Origin of the sequence: Xanthomonas sp. NCPPB 2922, from assembly GCF_041520885.1 — a bacterium.
GTDB lineage: Bacteria > Pseudomonadota > Gammaproteobacteria > Xanthomonadales > Xanthomonadaceae > Xanthomonas > Xanthomonas campestris.
The window spans coordinates 57,085-75,416 of record NZ_JBGOFY010000007.1; the positions used below are offsets into that span (position 1 = coordinate 57,085).

The window sequence follows — 18,332 nt, forward strand, 5'->3', positions numbered from 1 at the left end:
GAGACGTACCTTGCGTGCAGGTGCAGGTGCCGTAGTTCGCACGCGTGTCTGTCAGTACGGACAACGGTCGCGCGTCAACGACGGGCGCACGCTGCACATGCAAGCGTCGCGACAAAAGCTGCCGGCCATCCAAATTGGCGAACCCAAACGCAAAACGCCGGCCTGGCGGCCGGCGTCTTGTATGCGTGATGCAGCCTCAGCGGCGGATCAGCCCTTCCACTTGCCCAGTGCAGCCAGGCCGTTTTCCTTGGCGCGCTCGTAAATGATCTGCTGCGCCTTGGCATAGTTGCCGGTCATGTCCTTGGACCACAGCTTCAGTGCAGCCTGCTGCATCGCGCGGCCATACGAGAAGCTCAGCGGCCACGGCAGGTTGCCCAGCTGATGCATCTCGTTGAGGTGCGCGGTGGACTGCTCGTCGGTCTGGCCGCCGGACAGGAACACGATGCCCGGCAGGATTGCCGGCACGGTCGACTTCAGGCACATCACGGTGGACTCGGCCACTTCTTCGACGCTGGCCTGCTCTTCGCAGCTCTTGCCGGAGATGACCATCGAGGCCTTCAGGATGGTGCCTTCGAGCACGACGTTCTGCTCATACAGCGCACCGAACAGCGAACGCAACGTGGCTTCGGTGACTTCGTAGCAGGTCTCGATGTCGTGGTCGCCATCCATGATCACTTCCGGCTCCACCATCGGCACCAGGCCTTGTTCCTGGCACAGCGCGGCATAGCGGGCCAGCGCATGCGCGTTGGCCTCGATGCAGGTGCCGGACGGAATGTCTTCGCCGATGTTGATGACCGCACGCCACTTGGCGAAGCGCGCGCCCAGGGTGTAGTACTCCTCCAGACGCGCACGCAGGCCGTCCAGACCTTCGGTCACCAACTCGCCCGGCATGCCGGCCAGCGGCTGCGCGCCCTTGTCGACCTTGATGCCCGGGATGATGCCGTGGTCGGCCATGTACTTGGCAAACGGCACGCCGTCCTTGGTCTTCTGACGGATGGTTTCGTCGAACAGGATGGCGCCGGAGATGTAATCGCTCAGCTTGGGCGTGGTCAGCAGCAGTTCGCGGTAGGCACGACGGTTTTCTTCGGTGTTCTCGATGCCCACGCCGGAAAAGCGCTTGGCGATCGTGCTGGTCGATTCGTCGATGGCGATGATGCCCTTGCCCGGGGCGACCATGGCCTGGGCGGTTTCGGCAAGCTGTTCGATGCTCATGTAGTTCCTGTGGCAGCTGCGGGGGAGAACGAAAGTATAGCGACGAAAGTCGTAGACATTCCTTCACGGAATGCCTGCAACCGATTACACCTTGCAGCGCGCTGCGCGATCTGTGGCAGGGCTCGCATCGTGGCGTGCAGCGCTTGTGGCCACATGCCGCATCTCACGTCGATGCGGCGGGCGCGGCATGCAAACGCCAATGGCCTGGAAGGGTATTAAACGCGGCGTTTACGTCTGATCGGCCCATGCCGTGTGCAGCCTCACCACAGCTGGGCCGCGAGATTGCATGCACATGTCCGTCAGCCACGCTGCGGGGACGTACAGCGCAGGGTGCGGCATGGGAAGCGAGCCATGCGCATCGGCCAAACAGCACGACGGCGGCACATGGCCGCCGTCGTGTCACTGCAGGCTGCGTGGGGCGCGTCGCACATGTCTGCATGCACGACGCCTACACCGCCAGGTGTTCTACAGCTCGCCCAGACCGCTGGCGCGGCCGTCTTCGCCCACTTCCAGCAGACGCAGCGTGTTGGTGGCGCCATGGGTTTCCATGTGCTCGCCGCTGGTGAACACCACGCGGTCGCCAGGCCCCATGCGCTCGTTCTCCACCAGCAGGCGGATCGCTGCGCGCGCGGCTTCGCGTGGGGTCAGGCCACGGCTGTCGAAACCGATCGGGAACACGCCACGCATCATCGCCATCTGGCGACGCGCGCCGTCATGACGGGTGAATGCATAGATCGGCATGTTGGAACGGAAGCGCGACAGGTAACGCGGCGTGCCGCCGGATTCGGTCAACGCCACCACGCCGCCCAGACCGATGTGCTCGGACAGGAACATGGTCGCCATTGCGATCGCCTGGTCGGCGCGCTGCAGGTTGCGTTGCGCCGCTTCGAAGTCGGTATCGAACTCGAACTGGTGCTCGGCGCCCAGGCAGATGCGCGCCATCGCTTCCACTGCACGCACCGGGTACGCACCGGCAGCGGTTTCGGCCGAGAGCATCACCGCATCGGTGCCGTCGATGACCGCGTTGGCCACGTCGAGTACTTCGGCGCGGGTCGGGATCGGGCTTTCCACCATCGACTGCAGCATCTGGGTGGCGGTGATCACCACCTTGTTCTGCGCCAGCGACTCGCGAATGATCTTCTTCTGCAGGCCCGGCAATTCGGCATCGCCGATTTCCACGCCCAGATCGCCACGCGCCACCATCACCACGTCGGAGGCTTCGACGATTTCGACCAGGTTCTCGATCGCTTCGGTGCGCTCGATCTTGGACACCAACTGCGCATCGCAGCCGTGCTGCTGGGCGATCTGGCGGGCGTCGTGCATGTCCTGCGCGTTACGGCAGAACGACACCGCGATGAAGTCCACGCCGATCTTGGCCACGATACCGATCAGCTCCTTGTCGCGCTCGGTCAACGCGCCCAGCGACAGACCGCCGCCCTGCTTGTTGAGGCCCTTGCGGTCGGACAACACACCATCGTTGAGCACGGTGGTGACGATGCGTGCGCCCTGCACGTCGGTGACCTGCAGCTGCACCAGGCCATCGTCGAGCAGCAGCACGTCACCGGCGGTGACATCCTGCGGCAGGCCCAGGTAGCTCACGCCCACCTGATGCTGATCGCCGGCCGGCGCATTGATATCGGCCACCAGGTCGAAACGATCGCCCATGGTCAGCTTGATCTTGCCTCCGGCAAAGCGCTCGATGCGGATCTTCGGGCCCGGCAGGTCGGCCAGGATGCCCACTTCGGCGCCGACGCGGACGGCGGCGGCACGCACTTCGGCAGCGCGCTTGGCCTGGCCGGACGGGTCGCCGTGGCTGAAGTTGAGGCGCACCACGTTGACGCCCGCCTTGAACAAGGCGTCCAGCACACCGGGCGGATCCGTGGCCGGTCCCAGCGTGGCGAGGATCTTGGTGCGGCGTTGACGTTCTTTCATGATGGCCTCCCTGTAAAAGCCGCGAAACTTAACACACGCGTCACGTACCGAGGATGGCATTGCGGCATAGCCTCCCTCCTTTTCCGGCATGTCTTACAGACAGTGCGGGACAGTACGTACGCTTTCGCAGCGTGTTGCCGCGGACGGCAGCACGCTGCGGGTCGCCACCGTACGCCGGTGGCAGTGAAGACGCGCCGCGCTAGGCGCGGATCAGCCCGCTCAACTCGGCTGGTGTGTGCGCAAGCGCACCGGCGCCGGCAGCGCGCAGTTCGGCTTCGTCGCCGAAGCCCCACAACACGCCGATGCTGTGGATGCCGTGGTGGTTGGCACCATCGATATCCATGCGGCGGTCGCCGATCATCACGCAGCCGGTCTTGTCGATCTGCAGGCGACGCAGCGCTTCGGCGATCAGGTCCGGCTTGAAGCGGCGCGCACCATCTTCGCTGGCGCCGATGACGTCTTCGAAACACACCCCGAACGGCAGGTGCTCGACGATGCGGCGCGCGTAGCGCTCGTTCTTGGAGGTCACCACCGCCAGCCGGTGGCCGGCGCGGTGCAGGCCGGTGACCACATCGCCAATGCCGTCGAACACGCTGAGTTCGGTCCAGCCCACCGCGTCGTAACGGGCGCGATAGGCGGCAAGCGCGCGCTGTACCAGGTCCGGATCCTCGGGGAAGCGCTCGCTGAAACTGTCGCGCAGCGGCGGGCCGATCCAGGCGCGCAGCGTCTGCGGCGAAGGCCGCGGCTGACCGACCTCGTCGAAGGCATGCACGATGCTGCCAACGATGCCGGGTTCCGAGTCGACCAGCGTGCCGTCCAGATCGAAGAACAGTGTGGCTGCACTCACTGCCCGCGGGCCTCGAGCGCGGCAACCGCCGGCAGGGTCTTGCCTTCCAGAAATTCCAGGAACGCGCCGCCGCCGGTGGAGATGTAGGTGACGTCCTTGGCGATGGCGTATTTGTCCACGGCCGCCAACGTGTCGCCGCCACCGGCGATCGAGAACGCCTTGGACGCGGCGATGGCACGCGCCAGGGTCTCGGTGCCATGGCTGAAGGGCTCGAACTCGAACACGCCGACCGGGCCGTTCCAGACCACGGTGCCGGCGTTGGCAATCAGCTCGGCATAGTGCGCCGCGGTCTGCGGGCCGATGTCCAGGATCAGATCGTCGGCATCCACCTGGTCGAGCGACTTCACGCTCGCCTCGGCATCGGGCAGGAACTGCTTGGCCACCACCACGTCGGTGGGCAGCGGAATCTCCGCGCCGCGTGCCTTGGCATCGGCGACGATCTGGTTGGCGGTCGGGATCAGGTCCGGCTCGCTGAGCGACTTGCCCACGTCGTGGCCGGCCGCGGCGATGAAGGTATTGGCGATGCCGCCGCCCACGATCAACTGGTCGACCTTGTTGACCAGGTTGGCCAGCAGTTCCAGCTTGGTGGAGACCTTGCTGCCGGCCACGATCGCCAGCAGCGGCTTGGCCGGGTTGTCCAGCGCCTTGGCCAGGGCGTCGAGCTCGGCCATCAGCAGCGGGCCACCGGCAGCCACCGGCGCGAACCGGATCACGCCATGCGTGGAGGCCTGCGCACGGTGCGCGGTGCCGAAGGCATCCATGACAAACACATCGCACAGCGCGGCGTACTTGCGTGCGAGCGCTTCGTCATCCTTGCCCTCGCCCACGTTCATGCGGCAATTTTCCAGCAGCACCACCTGGCCCGGCGCCACGTCCACGCCCTCGACCCAATCACGCACCAGCGGCACGTCCACGCCCAGCAGGGTGGTCAGTCGCGCGGCCACCGGCGCCAGCGAATCTTCCTCGCTCCAGGTGCCTTCCTTCGGGCGGCCCAGGTGCGAGGTCACCATCACCGCAGCGCCCTTTTCCAGCGCCAGCTTGATGGTGGGCACCGAGGCGGTGATGCGCTGTTCGGAGGTGATCTGGCCGTTGTCGATCGGCACGTTGAGATCCTGGCGGATCAGCACGCGCTTGCCGGAAAGATCGAGGTCGGTCATGCGGACAATGGACATGGGCTCAGCTCGCTAAGTCGTTGGGGGAATGGGGAATGGAGAATGGGGAATGGGGAATCGAAACAGCTGCAGGCATGCAGCGCGCTGACGACCACGCGCTGTGCTGGCAAGGGAACGGATGACGCGTTGCAGGCTGCCGGTGCGCCACCGCGCAGAACGCGCGGTGCGTTTCACAGACGCCGTCGCCGCAGATGCGGGTGGCGCGAACTGTGGTCGGTCGAACACGACGGGCAATGCGGCTGCCTTGGCGACGGGGGACGCCCATTGTCGGACCTTCGCGCCGCAGCGGCAAACCCGCAACGGCGCCTCGCCATCAGGCATCGCGGTTGGCGCTGGCACTGCGCAACAGACTCACCGCAAAACCACCGACCACCACCGCACCCCCCACCAACAGCGCCCACAGCAGCCAGCGCTTCCAGTCACGCGGCACCGCGGCCGGTTGCAGCGCCGCCTCGCCTGCCAACGGCTGCGCCGCGCCGGCGATGCGCGCGGTGGCCGGCTGCCATTGCGCACCGCGTTCCTGGCGCAAGGCGGCAAGCATCGAGGTCAAGGGCGCGTCGGTGCGCTGCGCACGCGCACTGCCGGCTACCAGCGCGTACGGCGCTTGGCCCTGGGTAAGAAACACTAGCCGCTCCGGCTGATAGCCCACCCGCAGCGTCGGCACACCGGTCCGGCGGCCTTGCGCGGCCAGCAATCGCCACTGGCGGTCGCGGACGCTGCCGCCGGACACTGGCTGCGGTGGCGAGGCGGCCGCGGCGCTGCCGAGCCGATAGCCCAGCCACGGCCCGGCACGCTGCAGCCAGGGCGCCTGGTCGCCATCGCGGCTTTCGACGACCCACTCCACGGCCTCGGCACGGGCGCCCTGCACATCCACCTGCGCAATCGGGAATCGCCCCGGCAAGGTGTAGACCACCCGCGTTTCCTGCGCGGTGCCCTGCAGGTCGAGTTGCTGCCACTGCGCAGGCGCGGCGGCGCCTTCCAGCTCCAGTTCCACCTGCGTCAACGCAGGCAGCGCGCCGGAGACCGGCACCAGGCGCAGATAGCGCGCGCCCTGTTCCAGCGCGATGCGCCGCTGCTGCAAACGCTGGCCGTTGTTGTCAAGCGCCATCACCGTGGCGTCGGCTGCGAGCACGCGCCAGTCACGCAGATCGTCGCTGCCTTCCACGCGCAGCTGCGCCTGCACCGGCGTGGTGCCGTCCCAGTCGAGCCACAGCGCGCGTGGCGCCTCACGCACACCGTTGGCATCCACCAGCCAGCCCGGGCCGGCACCGTCGCGCGTGGACGCGCCTGTCGCCACCCGGCCTTCGAGCCGGCGGACCGCACCGGACGCATCGCGCTCGGCAATCAGTTGCAGGTCGCCCCTGGCCGCTTCGGCGCCGGCCGGCAACGCAAACACCGGTACGCGCTGCCGCCGTGGCGCCGCCTGCGCCGCTACTTCCGCGGGTAGCAGCGCCGAGGGCATCTCGTCGCCGCGCGCATCGAGCACGGCCACGTCGCGCAGTTGCGCATCGCGCGCCGCCCGGTACACCACCCCATCCAGCGTCAGCTGATACATGCCGGCATCGGACTGCGCGACCTGCAGCGGCCATTGCTGGACGAAATCACTCCGCAGATCGCCGGCCTGCACCGCCCCGGCGATGCCTGCCACTGCCAACGGCAGCCACCCTCGAATCCGCATTACACACGCTCCTCGGCAAGTGGCGCCTGACGCGGCGGCGCCGGTGCCAGATAACCCACCACGGTGCACAACAGGCCATAGGCCATGAACGAGCCGATGCCCAGCAGATTGCCCAGATGCTGGCGGTCCACCAGCACCAGCTTGGCCAGCACCAGTCCCATCAGTAGCGCACCACCCAGCCACAGGCCACGTTGCCCGCGACGCGAGCCGATCACCCAACCCAGCACGCCCAGCACGCTCCACACGATGGTCAGGCTGGTCTGCGACAGCGTCGCGCCCAGCAATTGCGTATCCCAGGGCACCGCGCCCCAGTGATGCACGCTGTGCAAGGTGCTGCCGGTGAGCAAGGCCCAGCCCAGAACGCCCAGTGCAGTGACGCGCCAACGCTGCAGCAGCACTGGCGACTGTGCCGACCAGGCCCAGCGTGCGAGCAAGGCCAGCACCGCCAGCTGCGCCAATTCGGCCGGATTGAGCAGCGGCAGCCACGGCAGCGGCGATGCGCTCACCGGGTCCAGCAGCACCAGCACCCAGCCGACGCCCAGCACGCCGAACACGCAACTCAGCAGTGCAGTGCGGGCAGGGGCGAAGCTCGCCCCCTGCGGCCAGGCAATCCAGGACCAACGCAGCAGGCCAAGCGCCGCCACGATCAGCCACGGCGCGGCGAGCAATGCGCAGCGCCAGCCATTGGCCAGCAGGAAAGCGTCGGCCAACCAGGCGGCGCCCAATGACACTACCAAGGGCCACAGCAACCACCAGATGAACTGCGCAGCGATCGCGCCGGCACCATGCTGCATGCGCAGGCACCACAACGCACGCGCGCCGGCCACGGCGAACGCCAACCACGCCAGCGCGCCCCAGTGCGCGAACGGTTGGGTATGCGCATGGCTCTGCCACAGTGCCAGCGGCGCAGCCAGCGCCAGCCCGGCCATGACCGTCCACACCAACGCCGCTGCAGGCCGGCGGCGATGCACCTCGGCCGCCAGCCAGACGGTCAGCGCAACGAAGCCCAGCAGCAGGTCCGGCTCGCTACGCAGGTCGCCGGCAAAGCGCAGGATCTCGTGCACACCGCACAGCGTCCACCAGCCCAGGCCCCACAGATACGCCACCAGCGCACGGCGCGGGTGCCCCGCGTCGCGCAGGAACCAGGCACTGGCCCAGCCAGCCAGCGCCAACAGCAAGGTGCTCATGCAGGTGGCATTGGCAACCGCCACGCTGTCGTAGCGCCACGCATCCACGCCGAAGGCCACACCGATCGCAGCCAGCATCTGCAAGCCCACACCGCTGACCTGCGAGAACCGCCGCTGCTGCCGCAAACCCAGCCACAGCAAGCCGACGCCTTCCAGTGCGAACACGCTGGCGGTGGCACGCGCCGACAACGCCAACGGCACCGCCAGCGTGGCAAAGCCCACGGCCAGCATTGCGTGCGCCTCGCCCAGCAGACGCGTCGCCGGGCGGCGCAGCAACCATGCGGCCAGTGCCGCATACAAGGCGGCCACGGCCAGCGCGCACAACGCCAGTGGCAGGCGGTCGCCCTCCAGCAGGCGCGCCTGCAACGCGAACGCGACCAGCGGCGTGCCGAACAACAGGCTGCCATCGATCAACTTGCCGGCACTGCCATCGCCACGCCGCGCGTGCAGCACCGGGATGGCCACATACATGGCGAAGAACAACAACAGGAACGGCTCGGTCGTGGCGAACTTCGCCGGGGCGTACTGCAGCGCACCCCACAACGTGCCGATGCCGAAGGTAAAGGCGAATCCGAGCAGATTCAGCACCCGCCACGGGCGTACCCAGGCAACAGCCACGATGCCGGCGTTGAGCACCGCGTAGTAACTAAACAACGCAACATGATTGCCGCTGCCACTGGACAACCAGATCGGCGCCAAAAAGCCCGCCAGCACGCCCAGAACCGCCAACGTGCGCGAATCCTGCAGCACGGCCAGCACGCACATGCCGGCAATCAACACCACGCTGATGCCCATCGCCAGCCCGGCGCCGAGCAACCCGTACAACTTGAACGCAGCGAACACGGTCAACAGCAGGCCACCGATGGCACCGCCCTGCAGCGCCAGCGCAAAGCCGGGCCGCACCGTGCGCTGCCGCCAACCGAAGACCAGGCCGGCCAAGGCCACCGCACTGATGCCAGCCAGGCGCAGCTCGACCGGCATGCGCATCCAGCCCTGATCGCTGGCGTATTTCAGCAGCGACGCAACGCCGGCCAGCAGCACCAGCATGCCCACCTTGACCGGCACATTGCCTTCGGTGAACCAGCGCTTCAGCGCACTGGCGGCGCGCTCGATCGCATTTGGCGCCGGTGGTGGAGTCGGTGCGGATGGCGGCTGTGTTGGCTGCGCCGATGCAGCAACCGGCGACGGCGTGCGCGCGGCAACCTCGGAGACACTGGCACTGCTGCGCGCGGCAAGCGACGGATCCATGCTGTGCGACGGTGGCGGGACCGGTGCGGCGGCGCGCGGTACCGGGGCCACTGCCTCTGTCGGCATGCTGACCTGTGAGGGCACCGGCTGATCGTCAACCGGTGCGTTGGGCGCTGCCTGCGCGGGCGCGCCTGCACGTGCCGCAGCTGCCGGCGCCGCAACGCCTTGCCACTGCGCAACCCGCTGCTCCAGCTCCCAGACCCGCCGCTGCAGTCTGCCCACCCACACCAGCGCTATCACCAGCCCAACCGGCAGGGCCAGGACCGCAAGGCCCACCATTACGATGATCGATTCCACCTGTCCCCCACCCCGGCATCCGGCCGGCTGCGCGAACCATACAGGCTGCCGCCCCGCATTGGCAGCACCGCACGCGGCGTAGAGACATCAGGGCCTTAGCGCGCGCCTCACCATAAAACGCCAACCACACGCATAAAAAAACGCCCGGATGACCGGGCGTTTTTTTATGATTATTCGCGGTAACCGCTGTCGTTCTTGTTATGGATGATCCAGATCAGGTTGCCGCCGGTATCCATCGACTTGCCGGCAAACACCAGACGGCCCTGGCCCTTGTAGGCCATCTCGTACCGGTAGCGGTCGCCGCCGAAGAAGAACGGAATGAACGCCTTGCCAGTCACGTACGAACCCTGGTCGTTCGGCTGACCGATCAGATCGGTGACCTGCTTCATCGGCATGCCGATCTGCAACTGCGTGAACTTGCTGCCCGGCGCAGGCTTACCGGTGATTTCGCCCTCGTAATCGTTGACGCCCTTGACGGTCTCACCGTAGCCCGCCTCGACATCGGACGACTTGATCACTTCGCCATCGGCATTCATCCAGGCCGGCGTACCGGTCTGCTTCTTGGCTGCCCAGCTGGTGGACGGTACCGCACACGCAATAACAACGCCGAACGCCAGCGCGCCCGCAAGAAACTTATTCATGTCTGTATCTCTCTATCCATGGAGTTCCCCGATCCTTCAACACGACACGGGAACGGCCGCCGTGCCCGCAAATTAGCGCACGTGATGCCGATAAAGTCCACTTCGGGCGGCCACATATGTGCGCTGTACCAAGCGCTGCCGGCAAAGAAAGATGCAAAAAACAAAAGCCCCAGCAAGCTGGGGCCTTTGCGACAGCATCAGACGGGAGTGCTTACTTCGCCACAACCCGCACCATTTCCAGGCACTTGTTGGAGTAGCCCCACTCGTTGTCGTACCAGGACACCAGCTTGACGAAGGTGGAATCCAGCGCGATGCCGGCGTCGGCGTCGAACACCGAGGTGCAGGTCTCACCGCGGAAGTCGGTCGCCACCACCTTGTCTTCGGTGTAGCCCAGGATGCCCTTCAGCGCGCCTTCGCTCTGCGCCTTCACCTCGGCGCAAATTTCGGCGTAGGTGGCCGGCTTTTCCAGTTCAACCGTCAGGTCGACCACCGACACGTCCGAGGTCGGCACGCGGAAGCTCATGCCGGTGAGCTTCTTGTTGAGCTCCGGGATCACCACGCCAACCGCCTTGGCCGCACCGGTGGAGGACGGAATGATGTTCTCCAGGATGCCGCGGCCACCGCGCCAATCCTTGTTGGATGGGCCGTCCACGGTCTTCTGGGTCGCGGTCGCGGCGTGCACGGTGGTCATCAGGCCACGCTTGATGCCCCACTTGTCGTTGATGACCTTGGCCAACGGCGCCAGGCAGTTGGTGGTGCACGAGGCGTTGGAGACGATCGCTTCGCCCTTGTAGGTCTTGTCGTTGACACCGTAGACGAACATCGGCGTGTCGTCCTTGGACGGGGCCGACAGGATCACCTTCTTGGCGCCCGCATCTATGTGCTTCTGCGCGGTTTCCTTGGTCAGGAACAGGCCGGTGGACTCGATCACCACCTCGGCGCCGACCGCATCCCACTTCAGGTTGGCCGGGTCGCGTTCCTGGGTGAGGCGGATCTTCTTGCCATTGACGATCAGCGTGTTGCCGTCGACCGACACCTCGGCCTTGAAGCGGCCGTGCACCGAGTCGTACTGCAGCATGTACGCCAGGTAGTCGGGCTCGAGCAGGTCATTGATGGCCACGATCTCGATGTCATTGGCGAAGTTCTGCACCGCAGAGCGCAGCACGTTGCGTCCGATGCGACCGAATCCGTTGATGCCAACCTTGATTGCCATGTTCACTAGCTCCTGCGGCCGCGACAACGCGGCGGATGGAAAGGGGCGTTCATTCTAGCAGCGTCCCACCCCGGCGACGGTGCCCGGACAGGCGCTGCGACACACCGTTCGACCCGCGGCACATCACGCAGAACACACGCTCTGCTGGCACCGGTGCGCAGGCCGCAAGCCGTGGTCCGGCAGGCACGCGCCCAGTGCGCACCATTGCCTGACGCAGGACGACGGAACGCACCGCTGCGCCGCCAACGGACTCGGCGGGAGTGCGGGCAGCCGAGGCCAGATGGGAGCGGCAACTCCAAAGTCCTTTAGTTGAGGCCGCATACCCGACGCGTCGCCACGCCCAAGCCCACCCTGCGACCGACACCCCAGAAACCGCCTGATTCGCCCCACAACCAAGACGGACGGCTCACTCCAAAATACGCCGCCCGGCATATTCACGACTATGCCGAACAGCAGAATTTCCACCCTCCGCGGATTTCGATACTGGGCTCGCCCACTGAGGCACCCCCCATCACTCAACGGAGATACCCCATGCGTCGCACCCTCTTCTCTCTGGTTCTGGCTCTGGCTGCCACCCCGGCGCTGGCTGGCGGCGTGATGCACTACACCGACAAGGCTGCGCTGCCCGCCGATGGCGAAGCGCGCGAAGTGGCCGCGCTGTTCGACACCTGGAACGCGGCCCTGGCCACCGGCAACCCGCACAAGGTGGCCGACCTGTACGCCCCGGACGGCGTGCTGCTGCCGACGGTCTCCAACGAAGTGCGCGCCTCGCGCGAGCAGATCGAAAACTACTTCGAGATGTTCCTGACCAAAAAGCCGAAGGGCGTCATCAACTACCGCACCGTGCGCCTACTCGATGACGACAGCGCGGTGGATGCGGGTGTGTACACCTTCACGCTCACTGACAAGAACGGCAAGAAGAGCGATGTGCAGGCCCGCTACACCTTCGTGTACGAAAAGCGCGACGGCAAGTGGCTGATCATCAACCACCACAGCTCGGCCATGCCGGAAGGGGATACCGCCACCGCGTCGGTCAGCAAGACCAAGTAAGCCGGCCAGATTGACGCGGCCCGTCGCGTCATTGCCGCAGCGTTCGGCCCCCTCCCCGCCGAACGCTGCGCCCGGCGCAGGCAGCGCGCATGCCCTGCGTTTCTGCACCAGATACCCGCGCCGTCACTGCATGCGCTGCACCTGATTGATCAGGATCAAGGCAGCAACGGCGCGCACGTTCAAGACTTCACTCACTCCTACAACGACACGAGACCATCATGCGCAAGCGTTCCACTCTTCTGTTCGCAGCCCTGGCTGCCGCCTCGGTCAGCGCACCCGCACTGGCCCAATCCAAGGGTGACTGGTTGCTGGGCGTCGGCGCCCATCAGGTGGCGCCCAAGTCCGATAACGGCAGCCTGGCCGGCGGCACGCTCGACGTGGATGTCGGCACCGATATCCGCCCGACCATCACCGCCGAATACTTCATTGCCGACAACTGGGGCATCGAGGTGCTGGCGGCACTGCCATTCGAGCACGACATCAACATCCGTGGCCTGGGCCGCGTGGGCAGCACCAAGCACCTGCCGCCGGTGGTCAGCTTGCAGTACCACTTCAACAGCCAGGGCAAGGTGTCGCCATTTGTCGGCGCGGGCATCAACTACACGCGCTTTTTCAGCACCGAAACCAGCGGCGCACTGGCCGGCAATGACCTGGACCTGGACGCCTCCTGGGGCCTGGCGGCACATGCGGGCCTGGACGTGAAGATCAGCGACCGCGGCGCGTTGCGCGTGGACATGCGCTGGATCGACATCGACAGCGACGCCAGCCTCAATGGCAACCGTATCGGCACGGTCAACATCGACCCGCTGGTCTACGGCGTGGCGTACGTGCACCGGTTCTGAGGACGGCGACGCGCGTGGCGCTTCTCTGGCACACTTGACGCCCAGGGACGTGAATCCACCGCCGGAGTTGCGGACAGGTAGGTGCACGTCGACCGCCTGTCCGACTTACCGGGGATTCCATGAGCACGCTTATCCGCACCGCCCTCGCCATCGCTTTGGCCGCTTCGGCCACTCCTGCTTTTGCCCAGTCGGCCGGCCATTGGACGACCGGCTATGGCGCGGGATATGTCTCGCCCAAGTCCGAAAGCGGCGACTTCGCTGGCGTCCGCGGCGAAATCAAGGGCGCGCCCGCGCTGTCGTTCACCTACGAATATTTCCTGCGCAACAACCTCGGCATCGAGGTGCACGCCGCCGTCTCGGGCAAGCACGATCTGGAGCTTGCGGGTGTCGGCAAGGTGGGCAGCTACTGGTCGGTGCCGCCGAGCGTGCTGTTGCAGTACCACATCAACGGCTATGGCACGGTGTCGCCCTTCGTGGGCGTGGGCATCAACTACACCACCTTCCTGGGTGAAGACACAGACGAAGCGCTGGGCAGTGGCGATATCCGCTTCGACGATTCGGTGGGCGCCACCGCGCACGTGGGTGTGGACTTCATCTTCAATGAGCGCAGCGGCCTGCGTGTGGATGCACGCTGGACCGATTCGTCCAGCAACGTCGATTTCAACGGCACCCGCCTGGGCAAGGCGCAGATCGATCCGCTGACCTATGGCGTGTCATACCTGGTCTATTTCTAAGAACAGCAATCAAAACGACTGCGCGCCCGCCAGGCGGGGGCGGCCTGTGCTCGGAATCAGCATGTACCCCCCCGTACACCCCGGTTCCTCGGCGCCGTCCGCACCCACCTGACGACTGCGCGCTACGTTTTGTAGCCGCTCTAAGCCGCGCGTCGCGCAGGCCGGGTGCCTGCGCGAATGGGCAAACGCTGCAATCCGCCTTACAAATGCGACGCGTACAATTCCGGGGATGAAGACCTTCTCCCCGTTGTTGTTGACGCTCTCCGTGTGTGCAGCCGCGCTGCAGCCCACCACCGCACTGGCCTGGGGCCCGCAGGGCCACCGGCTGGTGGCGCGTGTTGCCGAAACCGAATTGACGCCGCAGGCGCGCGCGCAGGTCAGTCAGTTGCTGGCAGGCGAAGCCGACCCCAGCCTGGCCGGTGTGGCCACCTGGGCCGATGAGTTGCGCGCCAATGATCCGGATCTGGGCAAGCGCTCGGGCCCCTGGCATTACGTCAATCTCGGCGAACACGACTGCGGCTATGTGCCGCCGCGCGATTGCCCGGATGGTAACTGCGTGATCGCTGCGCTGGAGCAGCAGACCGCCGTGCTGGCCGATCGCAACCAACCGTTGGCCGCACGCAGGCAGGCGCTGAAGTTCGTGGTGCATTTTGTTGGCGACATCCATCAGCCAATGCACGCCGGCTATGCGCACGACAAGGGCGGCAATGACTTCCAGCTACAGGTTGCCGGCAAGGGCAGCAATCTGCACGCGCTGTGGGACAGCGGCATGCTCAATGACCGCCACCTCAGCGACGATGCCTATCTGAAAGTGCTGCTGGCCTTGCCGGCAACCGCGCCCACCTCGCCAGCGCTGCCACCGCCGGGCGCGGCCTGGGCACAGGCGTCGTGCCGCATCGCGATCACGCCCGGCGTGTATCCCGACACGCATGTACTGCCACCAACCTATATCGCCACCTATCGCCCGATTGCCGAGACCCAGCTGCGTGTCGCGGGGGACCGGCTGGCCGCGCTGCTCAATGCGGCGCTGCGCAGCCCCTGAGACGGAGATACCGATGCAGCCGCAGGTCCTTGCGTTCTTCCATGCCGACAGCAACACCTTTACCTACGTGGTTGCCGATACGCGCACCGGGGCGGCGGCGGTGATCGACCCGGCGCTGGACTACGCTGCCGACACCGGCGCGATCACCACACAGGCGGCGCAAGCCATTGTCGATGCCGTACAGCAGCATGGCTGGCAGGTGCAGTGGTTGTTGGAAACGCACGCACACGCCGATCATCTCAGCGCCGCGCAATGGTTGAAGCAGCACTGGCCGGACGCGCGGGTCGGAATCGGCGAAGGCATCACACAGGTCCAGCAGACGCTGGCGCCGCACTACGCGTTGCCGGCCGGGTTTCGTGCCGATGGCGCGCAGTTCGACCATCTGTTTGCCGATGACGAGCGCTTTGCGTTGGGCGCGATTGCCTGCCGCGTGATTGCGGTGCCCGGGCACACCAGCGACAGCATCGCCTACCTGATGGGCGATGCACTGTTCCCGGGCGACTCGCTGTTCATGCCGGACGCGGGCACCGCGCGCTGCGACTTCCCCGGCGGTGACGCGCGCCAGCTCTATGCGTCGATCCAGCGCTTGTACGCCTTGCCGGATGCCACGCGCGTGTTCGTGTGCCATGACTACGGCCCGGGCGGGCGCGCGATTGCACACGCGACCACCATCGGCGAGCAGCGCCGCAGCAATATCCATGTGCGCGATGGTGTGGACGTGGACGCTTATGTGGCGCAACGACAAGCACGCGATGCCGGCCTGCCCGAACCCAAGTTGATGGGCCCGGCGTTGCAGGCCAATCTGCAGGCGGGCTGGCGCGGCTGAGTGCAGTGCGTGCGGCCTGCGCGCGATGCTTCTTTCGGGCGGATGGTTTTCTTCCGTTCCTAAGATCGGCTAACACAACGTAGCGAGCAATCGTCAGCTGGGTACGGATGGCGCGGGGGCACATGTGGATTCCAGACGCGGCTGCATCACTGCGGCACGTCTGGCAGCACCGCTGCTGGCATGTCCAGTGAATGCCGCCAGCCCCCTCACGCACGCGGCGCGGCACGCCCTGCCGTTATGATCGGGGGCTTCCCCCATCCGGAGTTCCCGATGCGCATGACCGGTTTCTGGCGCCGCACCCTTTGCGCCGTGCTGCTCGCCCTGCCCGTGCTTGCCAGCGCGCAGACCGCGCCATTGACGGTGTTCGCTGCGGCGAGCCTGAAGGAATCGATGGATGAGGCCGCGGCCGCTTACGAACAAGCGACCGGCACGCCGGTCCGCGTGTCCTATGCCGCAAGTTCCGCGCTTGCGCGACAGATCGAACAAGGCGCACCGGCGGACGTGTTCTTCTCCGCCGATCTGGAATGGATGGACTATCTGCAGCAACGTGGGCAGGTGCTGCCTGCGCAACGCCGCAACCTGCTCGGCAACACCCTGGTGCTGATCGCGCCGGCAACCAGCAAGGTGCGCGTGGACCTGCGCCAGCCCGGCGCGATCGCCAAGGCATTGGGCAGTGACGGCCGCCTGGCAGTGGGCCAGACCGCGAGTGTGCCGGCCGGCAAGTACGCCGCCGCCGCGCTGAGTGCGCTGGGCCAGTGGGAGGGTGTCAGTGCGCATCTGGCCGAGTCCGAAAGCGTGCGTGCCGCGCTGATGCTGGTGTCGCGCGGTGAGGCGCCGCTGGGCATCGTGTATGGCTCCGATGCCCGCGCCGAGCCCAAGGTGCGTGTGGTCGCCACGTTCCCCGCCGACAGCCACGCCCCCATCGTCTACCCGGTGGCAGCGCTGAAAAACAGCCGCAATCCCAAGGCCGCGGCGTTCGTGCAGTGGCTGGGCAGTGCACCGGCCAATGCGATCTTCGTGCGTCGCAGTTTTTCGCTGAAGGACTGAGGCAGTCCGCGTGGCGATGTTCACCCCGGAAGAGCTGACCGCGATCGGCCTGAGTCTCAAGGTCGCGATCGTGGCGGCGTTGGCGAGCCTGCCGCCCGGCATTGCCTGCGGCTGGCTGCTCGCGCGGCGGCGCTTCCCGGGCAAGGCGCTGCTGGACGCGCTGCTGCACCTGCCACTGGTAATGCCGCCGGTGGTGACCGGTTACGCGTTGCTGGTGGTGCTGGGGACGCAGGGCCCGGTCGGTAGCTGGTTGCTTGAACACCTGGGCATCCAGTTCGCGTTCCGCTGGACCGGCGCGGCGCTGGCCTGCGCGGTGATGGGCTTCCCGTTGATGGTGCGGGCCATCCGGCTGTCGATCGAAGCCACCGACCGCCGCCTGGAAGCGGCGGCCGCCACGCTTGGTGCCGGCCCCTGGCGAGTGTTCTTCAGCATCACCCTGCCGCTGGCCTGGCCGGGCCTGGTGGCCGGTGTGGTGCTGGCGTTCGCCAAGGCGTTGGGTGAGTTCGGCGCAACAATCACGTTTGTGTCCAATATCCCAGGCGAAACGCAGACGCTGTCGTCGGCGATCTATGGCTTGATGCAGGTGCCCGGCATGGAATCGGGCGTGTGGCGGCTGGCCGGCGTGGCGTTGGCGATCTCGCTGGCCGCGCTGCTGCTCTCCGAGTGGCTGGTGCGCCGGCCGCATCCGCGCGAGGAGGTCTGATGCTGGATATCGATCTGCAGTTGCAACGTGGCCAGTTCAACCGACGCATCGTCATCCAGGACGACGAACGCGTGGTGGCGCTGGTCGGCGCCTCGGGTGCGGGCAAGACCACCGTGCTCAATGCGATCGCCGGGCTGGTGCGCCCGCAGGCCGGGCATATCCGTATCGACGGGCGTTGCCTGTACGACCATCAACGCGGCGTGGATCTGCCCACCCACCGCCGGCGCATCGGTTATGTGTTTCAGGATGCGCGCCTGTTTCCACACCTGGATGTCCGCCGCAACCTGGATTACGGGCGCCACGCAGGCGCTGCGGCGCGCTTCGGTTTCGACGATGTGGTGGCCTTGCTCGGAATTGCGCCGTTGCTGCAGCGGCGCACGCGCAATCTGTCCGGTGGCGAGGCGCAACGCGTGGCAATCGGCCGCGCCTTGCTGTCGCAGCCGGCGATCCTGTTGTTCGATGAGCCGCTGTCGGCCCTGGATCAGGCGCGACGCGAGGAGTTGATCCCCTACCTGCAGCGCGTGCGCGACGAGATCGGCCTGCCGATGCTGTATGTCAGCCACAACCCCGACGAAGTGCAGCGCATTGCCTCCAGCGTGCATGTGCTGGACTAGCGCAGCCCACGCGCCACACGCGCATTGGCTAGGTCACGCGGAGCACG

16 protein-coding genes and 2 other RNA genes are annotated in these 18,332 nt (G+C 66.5%); 9 read left to right on the forward strand and 9 right to left on the reverse strand.

Annotated elements, in window-relative coordinates:
• Positions 1-207 precede the first annotated feature (207 nt).
• From ACD584_RS10350 to gap, 8 genes are all read right to left on the reverse strand, one after another.
• Positions 208-1,212, reverse strand: coding sequence for a class I fructose-bisphosphate aldolase (locus ACD584_RS10350; RefSeq protein WP_012437525.1), 1,005 nt, complete (start codon positions 1,210-1,212; stop codon positions 208-210).
• A 465-nt stretch (positions 1,213-1,677) separates the two neighbouring features.
• Positions 1,678-3,144, reverse strand: coding sequence for a pyruvate kinase (pyk, locus tag ACD584_RS10355; protein WP_011038293.1), 1,467 nt, complete (start codon positions 3,142-3,144; stop codon positions 1,678-1,680).
• Positions 3,145-3,343: 199 nt separating this feature from the next.
• The gene (locus ACD584_RS10360; RefSeq protein ID WP_011038294.1) at positions 3,344-3,991 is read right to left on the reverse strand and encodes an HAD family hydrolase; all 648 of its coding nucleotides are present in this window, start codon (positions 3,989-3,991) and stop codon (positions 3,344-3,346) included.
• Complete coding sequence (locus ACD584_RS10365) at positions 3,988-5,163, reverse strand: phosphoglycerate kinase (protein ID WP_070689910.1); 1,176 nt, start codon at positions 5,161-5,163, stop codon at positions 3,988-3,990. The genes ACD584_RS10360 and ACD584_RS10365 overlap by 4 nt, the downstream gene beginning before the upstream one ends.
• A 313-nt stretch (positions 5,164-5,476) precedes the next feature.
• Positions 5,477-6,841: a DUF3999 domain-containing protein gene (locus tag ACD584_RS10370; protein ID WP_076037087.1), complete on the reverse strand. Its 1,365-nt coding sequence runs from the start codon at positions 6,839-6,841 to the stop codon at positions 5,477-5,479.
• The gene (locus ACD584_RS10375) at positions 6,841-9,555 is read right to left on the reverse strand and encodes a DUF2339 domain-containing protein (protein ID WP_267130875.1); all 2,715 of its coding nucleotides are present in this window, start codon (positions 9,553-9,555) and stop codon (positions 6,841-6,843) included. Before ACD584_RS10375 ends, ACD584_RS10370 begins: the two co-directional genes overlap by 1 nt.
• Positions 9,556-9,743: 188 nt before the next feature.
• A complete protein-coding gene (locus ACD584_RS10380; RefSeq protein ID WP_011038298.1) occupies positions 9,744-10,214 on the reverse strand; it encodes a hypothetical protein in 471 nt (156 codons plus the stop codon).
• A 211-nt stretch (positions 10,215-10,425) separates the two neighbouring features.
• The gene (gene gap / locus ACD584_RS10385; protein WP_011038299.1) at positions 10,426-11,427 is read right to left on the reverse strand and encodes a type I glyceraldehyde-3-phosphate dehydrogenase; all 1,002 of its coding nucleotides are present in this window, start codon (positions 11,425-11,427) and stop codon (positions 10,426-10,428) included.
• A 531-nt stretch (positions 11,428-11,958) separates the two neighbouring features.
• Here gap and ACD584_RS10390 point away from each other — a divergent pair.
• From ACD584_RS10390 to ACD584_RS10415, 6 genes are all read left to right on the forward strand, one after another.
• Entirely contained in the window at positions 11,959-12,477 is a 519-nt protein-coding gene (locus tag ACD584_RS10390; protein ID WP_076037089.1) for an SgcJ/EcaC family oxidoreductase, read from the forward strand.
• A 218-nt stretch (positions 12,478-12,695) separates the two neighbouring features.
• Positions 12,696-13,319 carry an OmpW family protein gene (locus tag ACD584_RS10395; protein WP_050911303.1) on the forward strand — a complete coding sequence of 208 codons (624 nt, stop codon included), beginning with the start codon at positions 12,696-12,698 and terminating at the stop codon, positions 13,317-13,319.
• A 119-nt stretch (positions 13,320-13,438) separates the two neighbouring features.
• Entirely contained in the window at positions 13,439-14,053 is a 615-nt protein-coding gene (locus tag ACD584_RS10400) for an OmpW family protein (protein WP_011038302.1), read from the forward strand.
• 61 nt (positions 14,054-14,114) lie between these two features.
• Positions 14,115-14,190, forward strand: a non-coding RNA gene (locus ACD584_RS10405) — sX9 sRNA.
• Positions 14,191-14,282: 92 nt separating this feature from the next.
• Entirely contained in the window at positions 14,283-15,095 is an 813-nt protein-coding gene (locus tag ACD584_RS10410; protein WP_076037090.1) for a S1/P1 nuclease, read from the forward strand.
• Positions 15,096-15,108: 13 nt separating this feature from the next.
• On the forward strand, positions 15,109-15,921 hold the full coding sequence (locus tag ACD584_RS10415) for an MBL fold metallo-hydrolase (protein WP_076037091.1): 813 nt from the start codon (positions 15,109-15,111) through the stop codon (positions 15,919-15,921).
• Between the two features lie 67 nt (positions 15,922-15,988).
• Here the strand turns inward: ACD584_RS10415 and ACD584_RS10420 are convergent.
• Positions 15,989-16,068: non-coding RNA, sX9 sRNA (locus tag ACD584_RS10420), on the reverse strand.
• Between the two features lie 123 nt (positions 16,069-16,191).
• Here ACD584_RS10420 and modA point away from each other — a divergent pair.
• From modA to ACD584_RS10435, 3 genes are read left to right on the forward strand one after another with little or no spacing between them, the layout of a single operon-like run.
• Positions 16,192-16,968, forward strand: coding sequence for a molybdate ABC transporter substrate-binding protein (gene modA, locus ACD584_RS10425; protein ID WP_116923738.1), 777 nt, complete (start codon positions 16,192-16,194; stop codon positions 16,966-16,968).
• A 16-nt stretch (positions 16,969-16,984) separates the two neighbouring features.
• A complete protein-coding gene (modB, locus tag ACD584_RS10430) occupies positions 16,985-17,671 on the forward strand; it encodes a molybdate ABC transporter permease subunit (protein ID WP_029217231.1) in 687 nt (228 codons plus the stop codon).
• The gene (locus ACD584_RS10435; protein ID WP_012437516.1) at positions 17,671-18,285 is read left to right on the forward strand and encodes a molybdenum ABC transporter ATP-binding protein; all 615 of its coding nucleotides are present in this window, start codon (positions 17,671-17,673) and stop codon (positions 18,283-18,285) included. Before modB ends, ACD584_RS10435 begins: the two co-directional genes overlap by 1 nt.
• The last annotated feature ends 47 nt before the right edge of the window (positions 18,286-18,332 follow it).